We start from the raw sequence: 19,390 nt of genomic DNA on the forward strand, positions 1-19,390 counted from the left end.
ATTTCCCCTTTTTACCAAACCTCTCTATTATTCTAACAAAAATTCGCTTAAATTTCGAGTTAATTGAAAGTGTTTTCGTTTTTTATACAATTATCACATATTTAAAAAAATAAATACACAGTCCTCTAAGTCCCGTTTTCTATCGTATTCCCTGCCAATGATTGGCTGATCACTTCTCAACTTTTTGATTCAGTAAGATTGAATAGTAATGAGAGCTTTAATCTTGTTTGATGCGTGATTAGGATATCTTATGCATTGAAAAAAGCTACTTACTTGATCTTAAGAAAAGATAAAGTAAGTAGCACTTTGATTACTCTAATTCAAACACAATTGATTCAAAGGGTCTTAACATTAAGCAATCTAATGAAAGAGATGAATCTTCATAGTTAGATAAGATGATTTGTTTTGCCCTTAATTGCTTTAAACAAGCGATTGCTGGTTTTGCAAAAAAATTTGAGACAATTAATAATTTTTGATGATCTAGTGTTCGTGTATAGGCATAAACATTTGGATGATTTTCACTTAAAAGTTCATAATCTCCATAAACAATGACATCTTTATACTCACTATGTCGGCGCAAATGAATCAATTTTTTATAGTGATTAAAAATAGAATCCTCATCGTTTAATTGTGCCTCAACATTTATTGTAGCATAATTTGAGTTGACTTTAATCCAAGGTTCTCCACTTGTAAACCCAGCATTTTCGCTTGAATTCCATTGCATTGGTGTTCTAGCATTATCGCGTGAAGTAACCCCAATATATCGACGAATGAGATCTTCTGGATAACCGTCTTGCAACAAACGGTTAATTTTTTCAATCGTTGAGACATCACGATAGTCTTCAAAGTTAGTATAGTTGGCATTAGTCATCCCAATTTCTTCACCATTGTATAAAAATGGTGTTCCCCACATCATCAATAAAGAGGTCGCTAACATTTTACCTGATTCTTTATGATAATGAGTCGGATCTCCATATTGTGACATGACACGTGGATGATCATGGTTTAGCCAATATAATGGATTCCATGCTTTTGAATAAAGACCGGTTTGCCATTTTTTAAAGACTTTTTTCAATTCAACTAAGTCCGTATTCCCATTCCACTTTTCATCTAAAGAATCAAACCCACTATTCAACCAACAATGATCAAACGTGAATACCATGTTTAATTCATTTGAATCTTCACCTGCATATTTTAACGCTTCTAGGACATCGGCCCCTCCGCCAACTTCTCCTACCGTAAAAATATCATATTTAGATAAGACCTCACGGTTTAATTCTTTTAAATAATCATGAACTTTTGGAAGATTTGAAAATTTAGACCAATCTTCAACATACTTTCCATTTCCTTTAAGGGTTGAATCAGTAAACGTAAAATCGCGGTCAATGTGGGCAACAGCATCGACACGGAATCCGTCAATCCCAAGATCTAACCACCATTTCACCATTTCAAACAGTTTTTTTCGCATATTTTCATTCGCCCAATTTAAATCCGGCATTTTCTTAGAGAAAATATGCATAAAATATTCGCCTGTTTGTTCATCTTTTTCCCAACATGATGGAGTGAAAAATGAAGCCCAATTTGTCGGCTCAATCTCTTCTCCCGCTTCATTTATCTTTCCTTTTTGCCAAATATAATAATCGCGATAAGGATTATCTGTTGATTGTCTTGCTTCAATAAACCAAGGGTGCTCATCACTTGTATGGTTAAGCACTAAGTCCATCACGATTTTTATCTCACGTTTTTTAGCTTCAGACAATAATGTTTTAAAATCTTCCATTGTTCCAAATTCTTTTGCAATATCATAGTAATCTGAAACATCATATCCATTATCATCCATTGGTGATTTATAAATTGGACAAAGCCAAAGTAAATTAACTCCAAGTTCATTTAAATAATCTAACTTACTTGTGATTCCATTAATATCTCCAATTCCGTCCCCATTTGAATCACAAAAACTTTTTGGGTAGATTTGATATCCAACGGCTTCCTTCCACCATTTACGATCTAATTTTGTCACAAACGTCATTCCCCTCTTAATTGAATCGTTTCTACGTTGCTATTTTACCATATAATTACTTTTTAATAAGCAATTGCTTATCCGTAAACGATTACAGTTTTCATCATTTTCTTGTCAATTTAGGCAGTAAATATCGTTTAACTTTCACTTTTGGTGTCGCCATCACGATTCCTTTTTCATTGATACAAACACGTAATTGTTTTTCTCCTGTATAAATTCCAATTCCAATCATTAACAGATTTAATAGAGTTGCAAAACCATAATTTAAGACATTCATAAAAAAGAAGATGACATTTAATAAAATCATGATGGTGGTGACTGATTTAATTGCTTGTGCCATTATTTGATTTCCAACTTCCCACCCTTGTCTGCTCTTTTTAATCCGCTTGTTTGGATACCCCTTCGATGTATTTGGATAATTAGAATGATGTTTCTCACAATAATGTGCGTAGATAAACCCACAAACCGGTAACAACTCTAAGACAAGATAATAATTTCTCATGACAATCCCCCTTATGATAACGTTTTATACACCTATCATATCATGATATATTATTATATTTGTCAAAAAATGCAATCCATTTGAATTTCAATTCTTTTAGTAAATCCCCCCCCACCTACCTTTACTTATAGCTCTTTATTTTTAGTTAACACATATAATAAGGATACTTTTTATTAATTCATAAAATCTACCTCTGATGAGTCAGATTTTTTCGTACTCACTTTATGACTGATTTACGTTTTACATGATATTTCTAAATTATTAACAAAGAAAAACGATTATAATACAATAAATCCCATATTTATTTAATAATTTTTAGTTTTTTTACTATAAAATGGATATAATATTCATAAAAAAAATAATTTCGACTCATATTGTTCAAAAAAACACAAAAAAAGACTTGTGTAATTTTTTATATATTGCTAGAATATACCTTGTATTTCAGAAACATAACCTATAGGGGGTAAAAGACATGTTAAAAGGTAAACTTTTAATCGCATTAGCATCAGCAGTATTATTCTTAGGAGCTTGTTCAAATGAAGCACCAGTACAAACAATTCCAGAAACTCCAGCAGTTGAAGAAACAACAACTGAAACTCCAGCAGTTGAAGAAACAACTGAAGAGGCAGAAGTAGAAGCTCAAAAAGTTGAGACGTATACGTTAGAAGCTTTATACGATACAACTGGAGAAAAAACTGATGTTGTAACAGTATCAATGACTTATGAAAATGGACAACCAACTTCAGTAAACATCGATGTTATTTTAGAAGATGGAACATTAAAAAGCGAATTAGCTGCTTCTGGTGAATATGTAATGAGCCAAGAAGAAGGAGCTTTACAATGGCATGAGCAAATCGATGCTGTAGAAGCATTCTTAGCTGAAAATAACTTTGATGTAACTGCAATCAACTTAACTGATGAAGATGGACACACTGATTCTATTACAGGTGTATCATTCAAAGCTGGTCGTTACTTAGAATTAGTTCAAGAATTAATGACGAGCATTGAAAACAATGAATTTACAGGTGTAAAAACTGTTGAATTCAAAGGTGAAGAAGGATCAGATGTAGTAGCAGTAACTTTCGAAAACGGAAATCCTGTTGACTTAACTGTTGATGTAATCCAAGCAGATGGATCTTCTAAACGTGAAGCTTCTGAAGCTGGAACTTATGTAATGGGTGGAGAATTACAATTCCATGAGCAAATGGATTTATTACAAGAATTCATCGTTGCTAATAACTTCGATTTATCAAAAGTAACATTATCTGATGAAGATGGACACACTGATGCTGTAACTGGAGTATCAATCAAAGTTGGTTCTTACCTTCCAGAAATCGAAGAAGCATTAGCAAAATAATGATATAAAAAAAGGAGCTGAGATTACTCACTCCTTTTTTCTTTTGAAATTTAGTAGTATTCTTTGCAATCTTTTGTTATAATTCAAAAAGACTAACTAGAATAAGGTGAAAAATTATGTTTCAAGATTACAAGACAGTTCCTAATCAATTCAATATTGAAAATGAAGTTATCAAAATGACTATTCTAAATAAAAAAGGAAAGGAATTAACTGCCCTATTTGATTTAGAAGATTTAGACAAAGTTAAACACTTTGGAAACTGGTTTGCGGAGTGGAATAAAGATTTCAATCAATATTTGGCTCAAGCTGTAACAGAAGAAATGGTCAAAGGAAAATTAAAGTATAAAAAATATTCGTTACAATCTGTTATTTTAGGAACAAGCCCAAATGCTCCTATTCGTCATTTAAATGGTGATGTCTTAGATAACCGTAAAACGAATTTAGAAATTTACAACCGATTTCAACCTAATGAATACGAAATATTAGAAAATGATGTAATCGCGGTGTTTTTAAAAGATCGTTATGGAAATGTAGAAGCTAAAGCTTTAATTTCGGCCGAAGACTTTGATCGTGTGATTACATCTGATTATACGTGGATTTGTCAAAAGCGTTCAAACGGTCAACCCTATGCCATTGCTCATACGCCAGCAGGACGAATCTATTTAGACTCATTCTTAACAGATTGTCAAAAAGGATATCGTGTCGCTCACTTAAATAAAAATCCACTGGATAATCGACGTCAAAATTTAAACGTCTATCTATTCGACCCATCAACTAACTAAAAAAGGTGAAGGAGATTATCTCCCTCACCTTTTTTTAATAGCTATCCGTTCCAAAATCACAAAGAATTAAAGAAACATTCAAGTTACCATTACGACAACGAATTAAATCTAAAAATTCTTTTTGTTTACTTACATCCTTTAATTGAATTCGATAACTCACTTCAAATAAGGCTCCAAATTCACGCGTTCTGACGCGTTCTAAGCGATATGATGTCGTGTAATTCTCTAATACCTCATCAAATAAATCTTGATAGTTTAAATGCTCAGGAACCGTTATTTTTAATTGCAATTGAGTCGTTTTAGATCTTCCAAACTGGAAGACAGATAACAGCATCATTAACAAACACAACACAACTGTAATGAGGGCCGCATAACCAATATACCCCATCCCACACGCTAATCCTACTGCAAGGGTAAAGAAGATATAAGACATGTCTTTCGCATCTCCTGGAGCACTTCTAAAGCGAATAATAGAAAAGGCTCCAGCCAAACTAAATGCTCTTGCAACGTTGTTGCCAATCAGTAAAATGATAACAGAAATAACAATTGGTAACATGACAAGCGTAATAACAAAACTTTGTTGTGTGGTTTCTTTTCGGTGTGTAAATAAATAGACTGAACTGATAACTAGTCCTAAAACAATTGAAGCTAACATAATAATTAAGGCGTTAACAAGGGTAAAGGATTCTCCTGTTGTCGATAAGATGGATTGTAACATACTTGAACACTTCCTTTTCTATTATTTATTTCTTTTATATATTTTTGATATTCGTTTCCATATTTTGAAAAACTTGAGTTATAAATTGATAATTCGGATAAAATTTGTGTCAACCAAATCGGAATGGCATCTGAGATTTTAACTTCCATCAAGTACATCCCCTCTTTTAGTATTTTCTCTCCGTAATTATCTTTTTGCAAACTTAAATCATGACGCCTTGAAACAATATTAAAGTCAAATGTAATACGGATGGAACGATCATCCTTCCCAAATAACGCAAATCGTTCATAAGCAATATAAACTTTTGGTTGAACAGGATTTTGTTTGAGATAGTATTCAATTTCGTTTAATACTTGTTCTCCCATGTAATTTTTCGTCATAGGCCGGATTCCGTGCTCTAAAAAAGCTTGACTCTCAGCTAAACTTAAAACCACTCGCCGTTTATTTACGACACCATCAATCTTTTTCTTTAATTCTAAAAAAACAGTTTCCTCTTGTTGATGAACCACATGATAGCTTCTTAATCTTAATTTTTCTTTATAATAAGGTTTTGAAATCGAATGTCTGATCACATCATGTGTTTCATTATCATAATAAATATTATAAATATGATACGTTCCACCATCTTGACTATGCTCATCTTCATTCATATATTCTTTTAATTTAGGCATCAAGTGATTAAATTGCTCTTGAGTTAACATAAACTTTTTTTCGTATCGTTTAAATGATGTAATGGCCATTTTATCCCCTCCTTCATCTGTGATGTTTTTAACAAGATTGATTATAAAATAAAAACCTTAAAACCATCTTAAATGTTTCAATTTTCTCTAAAAAATAAAAAAAGCGAAGCCTAAGCTTCGCTTTTTAAATATTTAATTCAACTTCAACACCAAAATGATCCGATACGATATCTTTATGACTTCCGTTAAAAATAACATGAGAAGATAAAACATTCACAGGCTTATCACTTAAGACTAAGTCTATACGTAACCCTTTTTTATTCTCTTCCCAACCATCAATTTTCCCTGCAACTGTTGTTCCTTCATCTTTTTTTAAGGCAAGATGATAGGTATCAAGTAAGCCTTTACTCAATAAATAATCATATCCTTCACCAGATAAATTGGCATCATTATTAAAGTCACCGACTACAATATTTAAACGTTCTTTGTTTAATCTAGAAACTAACTCATCGACTTGTCCAGTAAATGGTTCCTCTGTATCATGGAACCATCCTAAATGACAAGAATATACACTCACAGGTTGATTATTAGATATAAAATCAATGGCAACAATACGACGAGTTCGATAATTTGTCACATCATTTGCTTGTGTGACAACGAATGAATGAGCTCTTTCAATGTGATAACGTGTTAAAATAGCTAATCCTTCTTCATATACATCGAATCCAATGTGTGAAAAGTCCCAGATAAATTGATAATCCGTTATTCCGAGTTTCATTAATTCACTCAATAAAACCACAGCATAGTTATCTGCCTTCACTTTATTTTCATCGTTTGGATTGATTAATTGACTCACTTCTTGTAAAGCAATCACATCATATTGTTTCTCTTTGATGACTTGTGCTAAATATTTAATTTTTTCAACTTGATTTTCTTCTTGCCAAGCATGACAGTTTAAAGTTAGTAATTTCATCGTGCTATTCTCCTATAGACCTAAAATATCTTGAATTTCTGATTTTAACACGTCAGCTTTCGGTCCATAAATGGCCTGAATTCCATTATCTTTAATGATTAACCCAAGTGCTCCAGAGGCTTTCCATCCTGCTTGTTCTGAAACATGATCTGGATCTTTAACAGTTACACGTAAACGCGTCATACAAGCATCAACATCTACAATATTTTCAGCCCCACCTAATAAGTTAATAATTTCATTAGCTTGTGAGCTACCAGCCGCTGTCGTAACACTTGCCTGAGATGTCTCATCATCATCATTATAGTTTCCTAAACGTCCTGGTGTTGCAATGTTGAATTTTTTAATGGCAAAATTGAAAATACCAAAGTTTAATCCAAAGAATGCTAAACAAGCTAAGATAAAGTTGATGATATCCATCGTTAATCCTGCATTGACCATCATTGGAATACGCGTTAAGAACTCAATAAATCCGAAAGCATGAATACGTAAGTTAATCAAATCAGATAAAGCAAACGCTAATCCAGCTAAAACCGCATAAATTAAGTATAACACAGGTGAGATAAACATGAACATAAATTCTAATGGTTCTGAAACTCCTGTTAAGAAGGTTGCTAAAGCTGCCGATAAGAACATTGAGCGATAAGCTGCTTTTTTATCAGTGTCAACATTACGATACATCGCTAGGGCAGCTCCCATTAATGAAGCTGTTGATAAGATCACTTGTCCTGCTTTGAAGCGAGCTGGCGTCACCGACTCTAATAATTGATTATAAGCAACGCTATCTCCGGCTGCATTTAAATTATTTAAATCTGTTACCCATGCTAACCATAATGATTCTTGTCCCGCAACAATTGATCCAGCATTTGGACCTGTTAAAACTTCATAAACTCCACCTAATTCTGTGTAGTTCATTGGAATCGTTAACATATGATGTAAACCAAATGGCAATAATAAGCGCTCTCCTGCTCCATAAATAAATGGGGCAATAATTGGGGCTGTATCTTGAGACGTCGCAATCCATTGTCCAAATGAATTTAAAGCTCCTTGAGCAAATGGCCAAACAATCGATAAGATAAGTGCTGTAATCGTTGAACCTAAAATAACAACGAATGGAACAAATCGCTTACCATTAAAAAATGCTAAGGCCTGTGGTAATTTATTAAAGTTATAATATTTATTAAATAAAGAAGCACCTAAGAATCCTGAAATAATTCCTACGAACACTCCCATGTTTAGAGCTGGTGCTCCAAGCACAGAAGTAAAATAATCTGAAACAACCATCTCAGCTCCAAATAATGATTGAACCGTCATTGTTGGATCTGCTAACATATCAGATGATATTCCAAAAATAGCTCCTGTAATACGATTAATTAAAATAAACGCAATTAATGCCGAGAAAGCTCCTCCTGCACGTTCTTTTGCCCAAGATCCTCCGATTGCAACGGCAAATAAGATGTGAAGATTTCCGATAATCGCCCATCCGATATCTTCCATTACTCGTGCAATCGTCGCGATAAAGTTAATATCTCCACCTGACATTGCAATTAATTTTGCAATTGAAATCATGATTCCTGCTGCAGGCATAACTGCCACAACAACCATCAATGCTTTCCCAAATTTTTGCCAGAAATCAAATGACATAAATCCTGGTTTTTTCATATTTTTTCCTCCTAATTATCCTCTACTGTTTATCCTTAATACGGTAAACACGTGCCTCATATGGTTTTAATGTCCCCTTCATCATCGGTTCATGTTCTTCAACTTTGTAATTTGATAACATTAACTGATCGAATACTAAGTTCATCTCTTCTAATTCAAACGCCACTTCTTGATCTGTTAAATTTGATAAAATTAAAACTTGCTCATGATCTAGCGTTCTTGTATAAGCATAAATTGCCGGGTGATTGTCTAGAGTCAAATCATATTCCCCATAAGTAAACACATCATGTGATTTTTTAAGTTGAATCATTTTTTTATAGAAATTTAAGATTGACTCTTCATCTGCTAATTGTTGAGCCACGTTAATCTCTTTGTAATTTGGATTAACAGCTAACCACGGTGTTCCACTTGAGAATCCACCATTTACAGTCTCATCCCATTGCATCGGTGTACGTGAATTTCCACGTGCCGTTGCCCAAATAATTTCCATAATATCTTCATGTGCCATTCCCTGTTCTAATTTAGAATAATAGAGACCTGTACTTTGAACATCTTGGTATTCCTCAACCGTTTTAAAATGAACATTCGTCATTCCAATTTCTTGTCCTTGATAAATAAACGGTGTCCCTTGCATTAAGAAATACATAACAGCTAGTGACGTTGCACTTTCTTTCCAATACAACTCATCATCACCAAGCGTTGAGACAATACGTGCCAAATCGTGATTTTCAATATAAAGAGCATTCCACCCCTTATTATATAAACCTTTTTGCCACTTTGATAAAATTTGTTTTAAGCCAATAATATCTTTTCCAGATTCTCCATTATCTTTCCATAAACCTAAATGTTCAAATTGGAAAACCATATTAAATTTACCTTCTTGCTCTCCAACCCAAAGCTCAGCATCTTCAATTTTAACACCATTCGCCTCTCCGACTGTCATGATGTCATACTTATCAAATGTATTTTTCTTTAAATCTTCAAGTAATGGGTGAATCCCTTCAACATTCATATGCTTTTCAAAAGAAGAAACATATTTTAACCCTGTTGGATTAGGAAGATCACTTAATCCTTCTTCTTTTTTAATGTGACTAATGGCATCTACTCTAAATCCATCAATCCCTTTATCTAACCACCAATTAACCATATCATATAAAGCTTGGCGGACTTCTTCATTTTCCCAGTTTAAGTCAGGCTGTTTCTTTGAAAATAAGTGCATATAATACTGTTTTGTTTCATCATCGTATTCCCATGCTGACCCACTAAAAATACTTTCCCAGTTATTTGGCTCAGCACCGTCTTTTCCATCACGCCAAATATACCAATCACGTTTTGGATTATCTAATGAAGAACGTGATTCTATAAACCATGGATGCTCATCACTCGTATGATTAATCACTAAATCAGCAATCAATTTCATCCCACGTTTATGTACTTCACTTAATAATAAGTCGAAGTCGGCCATTGTTCCAAATTCATCCATGATATTACAGTAGTCACTAATATCATAACCACAATCATCATTCGGTGATTTATAAAACGGAGAAATCCATAATACATCAATTCCTAAATCTTTTAAGTAATCTAGCTTTTGAATGATTCCTTTTAAATCTCCAATCCCATCTCCATTTGAATCCATAAAACTTCTTGGATAGATTTGATAGGCTACTGCCTCTTTCCACCATACTTTATTCACGACAATAACGCCTCCTCTATGTTATCCTTCTCGGTGTCATTCATGGCTTTATTAAAAAATACGTGTCAAATTATAACTTTCGATATCTTGACATAAATAATTATATCGTTTTCATTTTTGAAAACAAGGGTGAACCTTTATGTAACCGGTATCTCAATTTTCGACATATTATGTCTTTTTAGCTACTTTATCCCTCACTTCAAATCTTCTATCAAAAATCATCTCCTCAACATTCTACAAGTATCAGTACAAGTTCAACGTTAGATCTTTAATATGTCTTTTTTTCTCCCTATTTTTTTTCAATTTTCAATTTTGATACGACTTACTTACTTCTATATAAAAAAAGTGCTACCTCAATCCTTAGAGATAGCACTTTTCGTTAAAATTTAATCATGTCCCACGTTAATTCATTCATCTGTTGTTTTACATAATTATGGCATAAATGAGGATGAATTGTTTCCTCATGAGAAATCGTCACAATCGACATTGTTTGTGCAAATTGGACAGCTTCTGCAATCGGCATATGATTTAAATAAGCATAACCAATACCCGCGATAAAAGCATCCCCAGCACCTGTTACGTTCACCACTTTTACATCCATCGGTTTGATAATCCCCTCTTCAGATTGATTACAATAGTAAACACCATCTGCATCTAAACTGATAAAGACATTTTCAACTCCGACTTCCATAAAATATGCGCCAGCACGACGAACATCTTCTATCGTTTTAATTTCACAGTCACATAACACTTCTGCTTCGTGACGATTTGGTTTTACCGTATGAAAATAAGGTAGTAAATGTTTAATATTTTTTGCTTTGGCCGCTGAAACAGGATCTAAAACGAACTTTGTTTTTCCAGCATATTTTTTAACAATATACTCAATACATTCAGGATTATCTGCTCCAAAAAACATATATTCTGCGCCTTCAATAACTGATGCCTTTGAGTCAATAAATGCTGCATCCATATGGTGATCAATATTGATATCCACAATAGCTGACACCATCTCACCATTTTCATCTAAAATAGCAACATAAGTTGGAGTTGATGCTCCTTCTACCACTAATGAATCAGACATATCAAAATTCATTGATTTTGCATGTTCAAGAATACTCTTCCCTTTTTCATCATTTCCTAAAATAGAAATGAACTTTGTATTTCCACCTACACGTGCCATATTCTCAGCAATGTTACGACAAACACCACCAAAAGAAACTTTCACACGTCCTGGGTTTGAATCATGTGAACGATATGTTGATGATGTAAAACCAAAAATATCATATATTGAAATACCAAAGACTAAATTGTACGCCTCGTGATTGTGTTTCATGTTAGATAGCCTCTCCCTTTAGTTAATATGGCAGATCAAGTTCTCTACTTATTCCGACATTATATTATAAAAGTTGATAAATAACAAGAGATACGTCATTTCTTTCACTTGTTAAATAATCCTCACTGCCTTCAAAAATTAAATTTCGTAATCCACAACAATTCGTGAAGTAGCAGCTGGTTTTACAGTGTTTGTAGCAACCTGTACATGAAGAGGATGTGATTGATAAAAATCTAATGCCTCTTTACTCTCTAATTCAGAGTATAAGACCACATCATACGATGAATCCGAGTGTAAAAAGTCAATTCCAACTTCTAAACTTAGTAATCCTTCAATTTGTCCATTTAAGGCTTCTAATTCTGATTTAATGTTAGCCGCCACTTCTTCTTTAGAAAGGCCATTAATACCTTGAATTTTCCACATCACAATATGTTTAACCATCATTGCTCGCCACCTTTTTACTTGTTTATTTTTTTATTTTACTCAAATTTTACATAATGTTCAATAGTTCGACAATTTTTGTTTTCATTTTTAAACGTTTTCTTTTTCAATTGCTCGTATGATGACAAGATTTCATGATTTAAAGATTAAATCACCACTTTTTCATTGAGTCTTTTATTCAAGTCGTTTTTGCTCAGGCATTTTTAATCCCTCACTTCTCCTTTAATAAGGTATCCGAATTGCTCTAAAATATTTCAAAGAATAAAAAAAATCATAGGAACTCCTATGATTCTTAATATAAATAATGATGTTGATTTAAGGCATTTATAATGGATTCATACATGGATTCATCTGTTACTTCAATCGTATGATAATGAATCCCCTCAGTTAGTAAAGAAAGTGGCTTAGAGGCTTGAGATTTGACCTGATTAATAAATTGTTTAATGTCCATTAAACAATTTATGTTTAACACAGCACGAATTTCTCCATAAATGGGATGTTCTACGACGACATCTAATACTTTTCCACCAAACGAAATAATTAATTCTAACTCAGTTTCTAATTCTTCGATACGTTGACCATGTTTACAACAGATAGTCTTCAATACACCTGTTGTAATAGGAGTTTGGATCATATACCCAGAAGGTGTTGCCACGACTGAAATCCCCTTCGCACGAATCAAAGCAATATCTTGAACGATAACTTGACGACTAACAGCAAACATTTTAGCCAATTCACTTCCTTTAACTGGATGACCTGCTTGCTTTAAATGCTCTAAAATTTCATCTCGTCTATCTTTGGATTCCAAATTGGTTTCACCCCGACTTCCTATAAAAAACTCAAGGACTTGTCCTTGAGCTTTAATTTCCTTAGTTTAACGATGCTAAATAACTTTCTCCGATTGCTGGTAACTCCACTTCAAAGTTTTCAGCAACTGTTGCTCCAATATTTGCAAACGTTTTTCCAATCGGTAACTCCCCACCCGCTTGCATGGATGGAGAATACATTAATACCGGAATATATTCACGTGTATGATCACTTCCGCTTGCAATTGGGTCATTCCCATGATCGGCTGAAATGATTAATAAATCATCTTCCTTCATTTGTGATAATACATCACCTAGTTGAACATCGAATTCTTCTAAACATTTCGCATATCCAAGTGGATCACGACGATGTCCATACATGGCATCAAAATCAACTAAATTCAAGAATGCTAATCCATTAAAATCACGTTTCATCACGTTTAATAATTGATTCATTCCATCTTCATTTGACTTCGTTAAAATGGATTCAGTGATTCCTTCTCCGACGTAAATATCATTAATTTTTCCGATTGCAATGACTTCTTTATTAGCATCTTTTAATTCATTTAAAACAGTACGTCCAAACGGCTTTAACGCATAATCATGACGATTTGGTGTACGTTTAAACTCACCTTTTTTAGTTCCAACAAATGGACGAGCAATAATACGTCCAACTTTCCATTCTTCTTTCATCGTCATTTCACGTGCTTGTTTACAAATTTTCCATAACTCTTCTGGTGAAATCACGTCTTCATGAGCCGCAATTTGTAAAACAGAATCCGCTGATGTATAAACGATAAGATCGCCTGTTTTTAGATGATGTTCTCCTAATTCATCTAAAATTTCAGTTCCAGAAGCCGATTTATTCCCAACCACTTTACGTCCTGTTTTCTCTTCTAATTCATCAATTAACTCTTTTGGAAATCCAGTATCTGTAAACGTTTGAAATGGTTCTGTCACTTTAAGACCCATTATTTCCCAATGACCTGTCATCGTATCTTTTCCAACTGATAATTCTTCACATTTTGTATAGTATCCTTTGGCAGGAGTTGTCGGAGCCACGCCCTCAATCTCCGTAATACTTCCAAGTCCTAATGATTGTAAATGAGGTAAGTTTAATCCTTTTGCTGTTTGTGCAATATGTTTAAGCGTATTAGCTCCTGTATCATTATAGTCTTTGGCATCAGGTAATTCCCCTGCTCCAACAGAATCCATTATAACTAAAAATACACGATTATATTTCATATACAACGTCCTTTCTTCTGCCTAAAACTAGTCATTTATTATTATTCTAATTTTTTGCATCTATATTTATTATAGTTCAAATTCCTTAAATTGGCGAGAAAAAGGATTAAATTTCAACATCGTCTTTTTGACTTCTCGGATGGTATAAATCATAGACATCTTTTAGATGTTCTTTACTTATGTGTGTATAAATTTGAGTCGTTGAAATATCAGAATGACCCAGCATTTCTTGGACAAGTCTCAAATCAACTCCATTTTCAATTAAATGAGTTGCAAAGGAATGACGTAATTTATGAGGTGATATTTCCTTCTCAATTCCCGCTTCTTTCGCTTGTTTTTTTAAGATTTTCCAAAACCCTTGTCGCGTCATTACTTCTCCAAACCGATTCAAAAATAACCAATCATTCGATTTTTTTAAAAGCTTTGGACGCGCGGTATCTAAATAAAGCTGAAGTAATTCAGTCGCTACTTCACCAATCGGAACTATACGTTCTTTATCTCCCTTTCCAACACATCGTACAAACATCATCGATAAGTGAACATCATCAAGCTTTAATTGAAGTAATTCACTGACGCGAAGTCCTGAAGCATACATCAGTTCAACCATTGCCTTATTCCGAATATCATTCACTGTCTTCGTATTAAAGCTACTCAACAGGTGCTCTACTTCGTCAATGCTTAAGATTTCAGGTAAGTGACGTTTTAATTTGGGTGATTCAATGAGTTCACATGGGTTCGTATTTGAAATTTTCTCAATCATTAAATATTGATGAAATGAACGAATGGCAGAAAGATGTCTTGCAACTGATTTTGTATTTAGGTTCCGTTCATATAACGTTATCAAATATTGTTGCACATGTTCTCGCCTAATCTCGTCCAACTGATGAACCGATTGATTTTGTAAATAAAGAAGGTATTCTGTTAAGTCGCGTTCATAACTAATCTTGGTATTTAAACTCAACCCACGATCGATTAATAGATGTGCTAAAAAGTCATTTAAATAATACTGATAATTTTTATTCATAATTTCCCTATCCTTTATTTAAAAAAGACTTCTACACGAGGGTAGAAGTCTTTTATTGAATTGATGATTGGCACTCTTTACAAATCCCATAGAAAGTTAAGTCATGGTCAATCACATCAAATCCATATTTTTCTTTAATAAATGACTCATAACTTTCAAGTTCATCTGCCATCTCAATAATTTTTTGACATTTTGTACAAATTAAATGATGATGTAAATGAGTTTCTTCCCCTAGCTCCATTAAATCATAATAATTAATCCCATCATTTTTAATTTTAACATTACGAACAATTTTTAATTTTTCGAATAATTCTAATGTGCGATACACAGTCGCAATCCCAATCGTATCATCTAAGTGTTTAACTAAATCATAAAGTGACTCAGCGGAGAAGTGCTCATCAGAATGGGTCACAATCGTCTTTAGTATTTGTTTACGTTGCTTTGTTAATTTCGATCCTGATTTAACAATCAAAGTTTCATATTGCGAAAGTTGCTTCATCTTTTCACCATCTTGTATTACGTTTTTAAATTTCTATCTTTATTATATCACTTCTGAATCGAAATTTACATCAATTTGCAACCAAACGTCAGATGTTGCTCCCTCATGAGTCGATAAAAAGTCATCTGCCGATTCTTTAGCCTCTAAAGCATCTGTTTGTCCTGCTTTTTCAAACTGATGGTACACAACCGGTTGAATGAAATAAGTTAAACCTGAGGTTACCAAGGTTAAAACCATGACAATGACTAATTGATAGAAATAATATAGAAAATGCTTTTGAAGTAACGCATTATTTTTTTTCACAAAAATAATTTTTAACAGTAAGATGACAAAACGAATACTAAAATACCCACTTAAAATGGTGACACCTAAAATCAATAAATATTGCAATAGCCATAAAAAGCTTGTGATTAGTGCTGAAAGTGGAGATAAGGTTTGAAAGATAAAAAACACATTAAATCCAGCAATCACGCCTTTTAAAAAGACTAAAAACAAATTGACCACAATTCCAATAATAGATAACCCAAGTACCCACATACTTCCTTGATACATAAATTGTTTATAAAACAATTGATTAAATGACCATTGATTTGGATCGAATGAACTAATATTGTCTCCAACATAAGACATTAAAGATGTTTGTGAAGCTTGTTCAAGCTTAACGTAAAGCGAAGAGCCAATGATATCTCCAATTAAGACGAGTAATAGTAGGACATACATGACATATAAGACATAGTTAAATGTTTTTTTGCGACGTTTTTTGTGTGCGACCATGAGCACTTCCCCCCTTTATACTCAAACTTATGTAATAGGGTGGGAAGTTTATGATATAATTCATAAAATTATTTAATTTTTTTATAAAATTAACTCATCGTCTTTTTTCCTTTTTATCCTAATTTTTTAAAAATCGATATTTTTACCAAATATGATGCATCATTAAATACTGAATCGCGTAAATCGTTTTAAAATCACAAATAAATCCTGATTCAATATACTGAATGGCTTCTTCTTTTGTCACACGGTATAAGTTTAAAAACTCATCGTCATCCCCTGCGACCTTATGATCTAATTTTTGAATATTTTTAGCAAAGAAATTTTCAATGTATTCATTACAAAAACCGGGTGATGTTGCAAAACGTCCGACACGTTCTAAACAATCACAGGTATAGCCTGTTTCTTCCTCAAGTTCACGTCTTGCTGTAATGATTGTTTCTTCTCCTGGCTCAATTTTTCCCGCTGGTGTTTCAAGTGTTGTTTTTCCAACCGGATAGCGATATTGTTCGACTAATAACAAACGGTTCTCCTCATCTAACGCAATTAGATTCACACCACCCGGATGATGGACTACGACGCGTTTAGCCTCTTTTTGATCTGGTAAAATCACCTCATCTTCAGTCACTTTTAGAAATGGGTTTGTATAATAAGTTTTAGTGCTAACTTGTTTTTCTTCTAAGTTCATCATTTTTTATTCTCACCTTTCTTAATCCCTTTAAAAATACTGGATTCTCCGTGTTTTGTTTTAATTTTTTGCAATAGTTGGTTTAGTTTTTCTTCTTCAGCAAAATTTTGATAATTAAATAAATTAAGCTGTTCTGTCACTTTCTTCGTCTTCACTAAATTAGAGGTACTGACGCCAATCAACCGCAGAGGCTCACCCTCCCAATGCTCATCAAATAGCTCCTCAATCACAGCGTAAAGCTCATCGACGGTTTGCACTGGAATCGTGAGCGTTTTACTTCGACTACTCTGTCTGAAATTCGCTTCTTTTATCTGCAAACTAACCGTCTTGGCATAAACACCATGTTGTTTTAATCGATTCGCCGTTTTTTGGCACATTAACTTCGCTTGCTGTTTTAATTCGATTTCAAAACTATAATCTTTTGGAAAAGTTGTTGAATGACCAATGCTTGATAATTCCTCATATTTATTTGGATTAATGGGTGTTTTATCTTCACCTTTCGCATCTTCAATCCACTTAAGAGCATGCTTTCCAAAAAGTTGTTGAAATTTTTCGACATCTTCAATGGTCGTTAAATCACCAATTTTATGAATACCAAATTGTCTTAATTTGGGTGCCGATGCTTTGCCAATCCCAAACATTTCTTCAATGGACATGGGCCAAAGCATCGTCTGTAAATCGCGTTTTCGTAGGACGGTAATCCCATTTGGCTTTTTCATATCTGATGCCATTTTGGCTAAAAATTTATTGGGCGCCACTCCGATACTACATCCAATTTGTAAATCTTTTGCTATTCGTGCTTGAATGTGCTGAGCCAGCACTAACGGATGCATATTTTGATAGTGATGCGTCACATCAACATAAGCCTCATCAATCGAGGCTTTTTCAACTAACGGAGAGTATTCCTGTAAAATTTGAATAAATTGCTTCGAAATTTTACGATATAGATCAAAGCGAACAGGTGCCACCACTAAATGAGGACATTTTTTCTTGGCCTGCATCAAGGGCATCGCGCTATGAATCCCATATTTTCTCGCTTCATAATTTGCTGTCACGACAATCCCTCGCTTTGACTGTTTCTCACCTGTAATCACTAGTGGTTGTTGATTCAACTCTGGATGTAGGATGGCTTCACACGAGGCAAAGAAAGCGTTTAAGTCAATATGGAATATAATTCTAAATATCGGTTCTCCCACGGTAAATCCTCTTTCTTTTTCTACTTATTTATATTATAATAGATTAAGTTACATTAAACATTATAGCAAACTTTGTCTTAGAGGTGAATTTTATATGGCGAAAAAAGCAAAGCATAATTTAAACAAAATGGGGACAAAAATCTTATTATTAATTTTAGCTTTATCGTTTGTTGTGGCTCCATTAATCTCAATGGTTGCTTACGTTATTGCGCGTCTGAATAATACTTTATTCTAATAAAAAACAAAAAAATCATTTACTAAGGAGTAAATGATTTTTTTATTTAGGGCATGAATACATAAGCTACTGCTAGCGATTGGACTTGGGCTTGAGAAAGAGCCGTGACGGCATAAGTATAAGTTTGATTTTCATCAATCTCAATATCCGTATAGTGTTGCATCGCCTCTCCATAATTCCGTCCGATAACGTCTAAGATATTGGCAGCCTCATTAAAATCAAAATTTTCCACTGCCCCTTCACAACGATAAATAACATAATACTGACTGTCATTATCTAGCTGATCATAAAATACTAAACAGTTATCGTCTTCACAACGTCGAACTTGCAATCCACTAACAGGATGAATTGCTTTAGTTTGTAACCAGGTTCTAGGTGGGATTAAACTTTTATATTTCAATACATCCAAACTCAGGTACTCAAGTGCTACATTTAAAACTTGTTGACCGGCTACATTAGACTGAGGTCTCATAACCAAATTACGATAGGTAAAAAGAGCAAATCCTTCTACATTTGATAATACTCTTGTATATTTGATTTGATTGCTTACTTCTCGAGCCTCTTGCCAAGAAGGATTTTGGTTATCTTCTAGGTATAAATAAAGACCAATTCCCATGTATAGTTGTGTTCTTGAGGATTTAACCACCTCATTCCACCAATTCGCCACTTCACCAAAAGGAGATAAGGGATCGTGAAACGACCAATAGTTTTGTGGGATTAAATAATCTACCCACTCCTCATCAACCCATAATTTTGAATTCACGT

At 33.6% G+C, this 19,390-nt stretch carries 19 protein-coding genes and 1 pseudogene; 3 read left to right on the forward strand and 17 right to left on the reverse strand.

Translation table 11 applies throughout. The annotated features are described in order from the left end of the window. Nucleotides 1–310: 310 nt before the first annotated feature. Together QWC74_RS01665 and QWC74_RS01670 are read right to left on the reverse strand one after the other, a co-directional pair. A complete protein-coding gene (locus QWC74_RS01665) occupies nt 311–2,020 on the reverse strand; it encodes an alpha-glucosidase (RefSeq protein WP_006785593.1) in 1,710 nt (569 codons plus the stop codon). Between the two features lie 103 nt (nt 2,021–2,123). Then, nucleotides 2,124–2,522, reverse strand: a complete 399-nt coding sequence (locus QWC74_RS01670; protein ID WP_006785592.1) for a hypothetical protein — start codon at nt 2,520–2,522, stop codon at nt 2,124–2,126. A gap of 472 nt (nt 2,523–2,994) precedes the next feature. Here QWC74_RS01670 and QWC74_RS01675 point away from each other — a divergent pair, with 472 nt between their 5' ends. Beyond that, entirely contained in the window at nt 2,995–3,879 is an 885-nt protein-coding gene (locus QWC74_RS01675; protein WP_006785591.1) for a hypothetical protein, read from the forward strand. 116 nt (nt 3,880–3,995) lie between these two features. Continuing rightward, entirely contained in the window at nt 3,996–4,661 is a 666-nt protein-coding gene (locus QWC74_RS01680; protein WP_006785590.1) for a hypothetical protein, read from the forward strand. Between the two features lie 34 nt (nt 4,662–4,695). On the opposite strand, the gene QWC74_RS01685 is transcribed toward QWC74_RS01680, so the two are convergent. The 14 genes from QWC74_RS01685 to QWC74_RS01750 all read right to left on the reverse strand — a co-directional run bounded on the left by QWC74_RS01685 (nt 4,696) and on the right by QWC74_RS01750 (nt 18,390). Continuing rightward, the gene (locus QWC74_RS01685) at nt 4,696–5,379 is read right to left on the reverse strand and encodes a DUF4956 domain-containing protein (RefSeq protein WP_039930735.1); all 684 of its coding nucleotides are present in this window, start codon (nt 5,377–5,379) and stop codon (nt 4,696–4,698) included. After that, on the reverse strand, nt 5,322–6,119 hold the full coding sequence (locus tag QWC74_RS01690; protein WP_006785588.1) for a polyphosphate polymerase domain-containing protein: 798 nt from the start codon (nt 6,117–6,119) through the stop codon (nt 5,322–5,324). Before QWC74_RS01690 ends, QWC74_RS01685 begins: the two co-directional genes overlap by 58 nt. A 124-nt stretch (nt 6,120–6,243) precedes the next feature. Further along, complete coding sequence (locus QWC74_RS01695) at nt 6,244–7,032, reverse strand: endonuclease/exonuclease/phosphatase family protein (protein WP_006785587.1); 789 nt, start codon at nt 7,030–7,032, stop codon at nt 6,244–6,246. A gap of 12 nt (nt 7,033–7,044) precedes the next feature. Continuing rightward, on the reverse strand, nt 7,045–8,691 hold the full coding sequence (locus tag QWC74_RS01700) for a PTS transporter subunit IIBC (RefSeq protein WP_006785586.1): 1,647 nt from the start codon (nt 8,689–8,691) through the stop codon (nt 7,045–7,047). Between the two features lie 22 nt (nt 8,692–8,713). Next, nucleotides 8,714–10,387 (reverse strand): alpha-glucosidase, encoded by a 1,674-nt coding sequence (locus QWC74_RS01705; protein WP_006785585.1) that lies wholly within the window; start codon nt 10,385–10,387, stop codon nt 8,714–8,716. A 379-nt stretch (nt 10,388–10,766) separates the two neighbouring features. Beyond that, the gene (locus tag QWC74_RS01710; RefSeq protein ID WP_006785584.1) at nt 10,767–11,720 is read right to left on the reverse strand and encodes a carbohydrate kinase family protein; all 954 of its coding nucleotides are present in this window, start codon (nt 11,718–11,720) and stop codon (nt 10,767–10,769) included. Nucleotides 11,721–11,858: 138 nt separating this feature from the next. Beyond that, a complete protein-coding gene (locus QWC74_RS01715) occupies nt 11,859–12,164 on the reverse strand; it encodes a Dabb family protein (protein WP_006785583.1) in 306 nt (101 codons plus the stop codon). A gap of 289 nt (nt 12,165–12,453) precedes the next feature. Further along, the gene (locus tag QWC74_RS01720) at nt 12,454–12,969 is read right to left on the reverse strand and encodes a transcription repressor NadR (RefSeq protein WP_006785582.1); all 516 of its coding nucleotides are present in this window, start codon (nt 12,967–12,969) and stop codon (nt 12,454–12,456) included. A gap of 61 nt (nt 12,970–13,030) precedes the next feature. Continuing rightward, nucleotides 13,031–14,212 carry a phosphopentomutase gene (deoB, locus tag QWC74_RS01725; protein WP_006785581.1) on the reverse strand — a complete coding sequence of 394 codons (1,182 nt, stop codon included), beginning with the start codon at nt 14,210–14,212 and terminating at the stop codon, nt 13,031–13,033. Nucleotides 14,213–14,318: 106 nt separating this feature from the next. After that, nucleotides 14,319–15,236 (reverse strand): site-specific tyrosine recombinase XerD, encoded by a 918-nt coding sequence (gene xerD, locus QWC74_RS01730; RefSeq protein WP_006785580.1) that lies wholly within the window; start codon nt 15,234–15,236, stop codon nt 14,319–14,321. Between the two features lie 52 nt (nt 15,237–15,288). Further along, nucleotides 15,289–15,735, reverse strand: coding sequence for a Fur family transcriptional regulator (locus QWC74_RS01735; protein WP_006785579.1), 447 nt, complete (start codon nt 15,733–15,735; stop codon nt 15,289–15,291). A gap of 42 nt (nt 15,736–15,777) precedes the next feature. Next, entirely contained in the window at nt 15,778–16,509 is a 732-nt protein-coding gene (locus QWC74_RS01740) for a stage II sporulation protein M (RefSeq protein ID WP_006785578.1), read from the reverse strand. Nucleotides 16,510–16,651: 142 nt separating this feature from the next. Further along, complete coding sequence (locus QWC74_RS01745) at nt 16,652–17,197, reverse strand: NUDIX hydrolase (protein ID WP_006785577.1); 546 nt, start codon at nt 17,195–17,197, stop codon at nt 16,652–16,654. After that, nucleotides 17,194–18,390: a DNA polymerase IV gene (locus tag QWC74_RS01750; protein WP_006785576.1), complete on the reverse strand. Its 1,197-nt coding sequence runs from the start codon at nt 18,388–18,390 to the stop codon at nt 17,194–17,196. The genes QWC74_RS01745 and QWC74_RS01750 overlap by 4 nt, the downstream gene beginning before the upstream one ends. Before the next feature lie 94 nt (nt 18,391–18,484). Here QWC74_RS01750 and QWC74_RS01755 point away from each other — a divergent pair, with 94 nt between their 5' ends. Beyond that, a complete protein-coding gene (locus QWC74_RS01755; protein ID WP_288993855.1) occupies nt 18,485–18,625 on the forward strand; it encodes a hypothetical protein in 141 nt (46 codons plus the stop codon). 46 nt (nt 18,626–18,671) lie between these two features. On the opposite strand, the pseudogene QWC74_RS01760 reads toward QWC74_RS01755, so the two are convergent. Then, nucleotides 18,672–19,390: pseudogene (locus QWC74_RS01760) on the reverse strand (hypothetical protein); the annotation flags it as partial.

It is taken from the genome of uncultured Turicibacter sp. (assembly GCF_938044715.1).
GTDB lineage: Bacteria > Bacillota_I > Bacilli_A > MOL361 > Turicibacteraceae > Turicibacter > Turicibacter sanguinis.

Excerpts from the sequence above, each read along its gene's own strand:
- QWC74_RS01670 (WP_006785592.1), bottom strand. The coding sequence starts at position 2,522 with ATGAGAAATTATTATCTTGTCTTAGAGTTGTTACCGGTTTGTGGGTTT.
- QWC74_RS01675 (WP_006785591.1), top strand. The coding sequence starts at position 2,995 with ATGTTAAAAGGTAAACTTTTAATCGCATTAGCATCAGCAGTATTATTC.
- QWC74_RS01680 (WP_006785590.1), top strand. The coding sequence starts at position 3,996 with ATGTTTCAAGATTACAAGACAGTTCCTAATCAATTCAATATTGAAAAT.
- QWC74_RS01685 (WP_039930735.1), bottom strand. The coding sequence starts at position 5,379 with ATGTTACAATCCATCTTATCGACAACAGGAGAATCCTTTACCCTTGTT.
- QWC74_RS01690 (WP_006785588.1), bottom strand. The coding sequence starts at position 6,119 with ATGGCCATTACATCATTTAAACGATACGAAAAAAAGTTTATGTTAACT.
- QWC74_RS01695 (WP_006785587.1), bottom strand. The coding sequence starts at position 7,032 with ATGAAATTACTAACTTTAAACTGTCATGCTTGGCAAGAAGAAAATCAA.
- QWC74_RS01700 (WP_006785586.1), bottom strand. The coding sequence starts at position 8,691 with ATGAAAAAACCAGGATTTATGTCATTTGATTTCTGGCAAAAATTTGGG.
- QWC74_RS01710 (WP_006785584.1), bottom strand. The coding sequence starts at position 11,720 with ATGAAACACAATCACGAGGCGTACAATTTAGTCTTTGGTATTTCAATA.
- QWC74_RS01715 (WP_006785583.1), bottom strand. The coding sequence starts at position 12,164 with ATGATGGTTAAACATATTGTGATGTGGAAAATTCAAGGTATTAATGGC.
- deoB (WP_006785581.1), bottom strand. The coding sequence starts at position 14,212 with ATGAAATATAATCGTGTATTTTTAGTTATAATGGATTCTGTTGGAGCA.
- xerD (WP_006785580.1), bottom strand. The coding sequence starts at position 15,236 with ATGAATAAAAATTATCAGTATTATTTAAATGACTTTTTAGCACATCTA.
- QWC74_RS01735 (WP_006785579.1), bottom strand. The coding sequence starts at position 15,735 with ATGAAGCAACTTTCGCAATATGAAACTTTGATTGTTAAATCAGGATCG.
- QWC74_RS01740 (WP_006785578.1), bottom strand. The coding sequence starts at position 16,509 with ATGGTCGCACACAAAAAACGTCGCAAAAAAACATTTAACTATGTCTTA.
- QWC74_RS01745 (WP_006785577.1), bottom strand. The coding sequence starts at position 17,197 with ATGATGAACTTAGAAGAAAAACAAGTTAGCACTAAAACTTATTATACA.
- QWC74_RS01755 (WP_288993855.1), top strand. The coding sequence starts at position 18,485 with ATGGCGAAAAAAGCAAAGCATAATTTAAACAAAATGGGGACAAAAATC.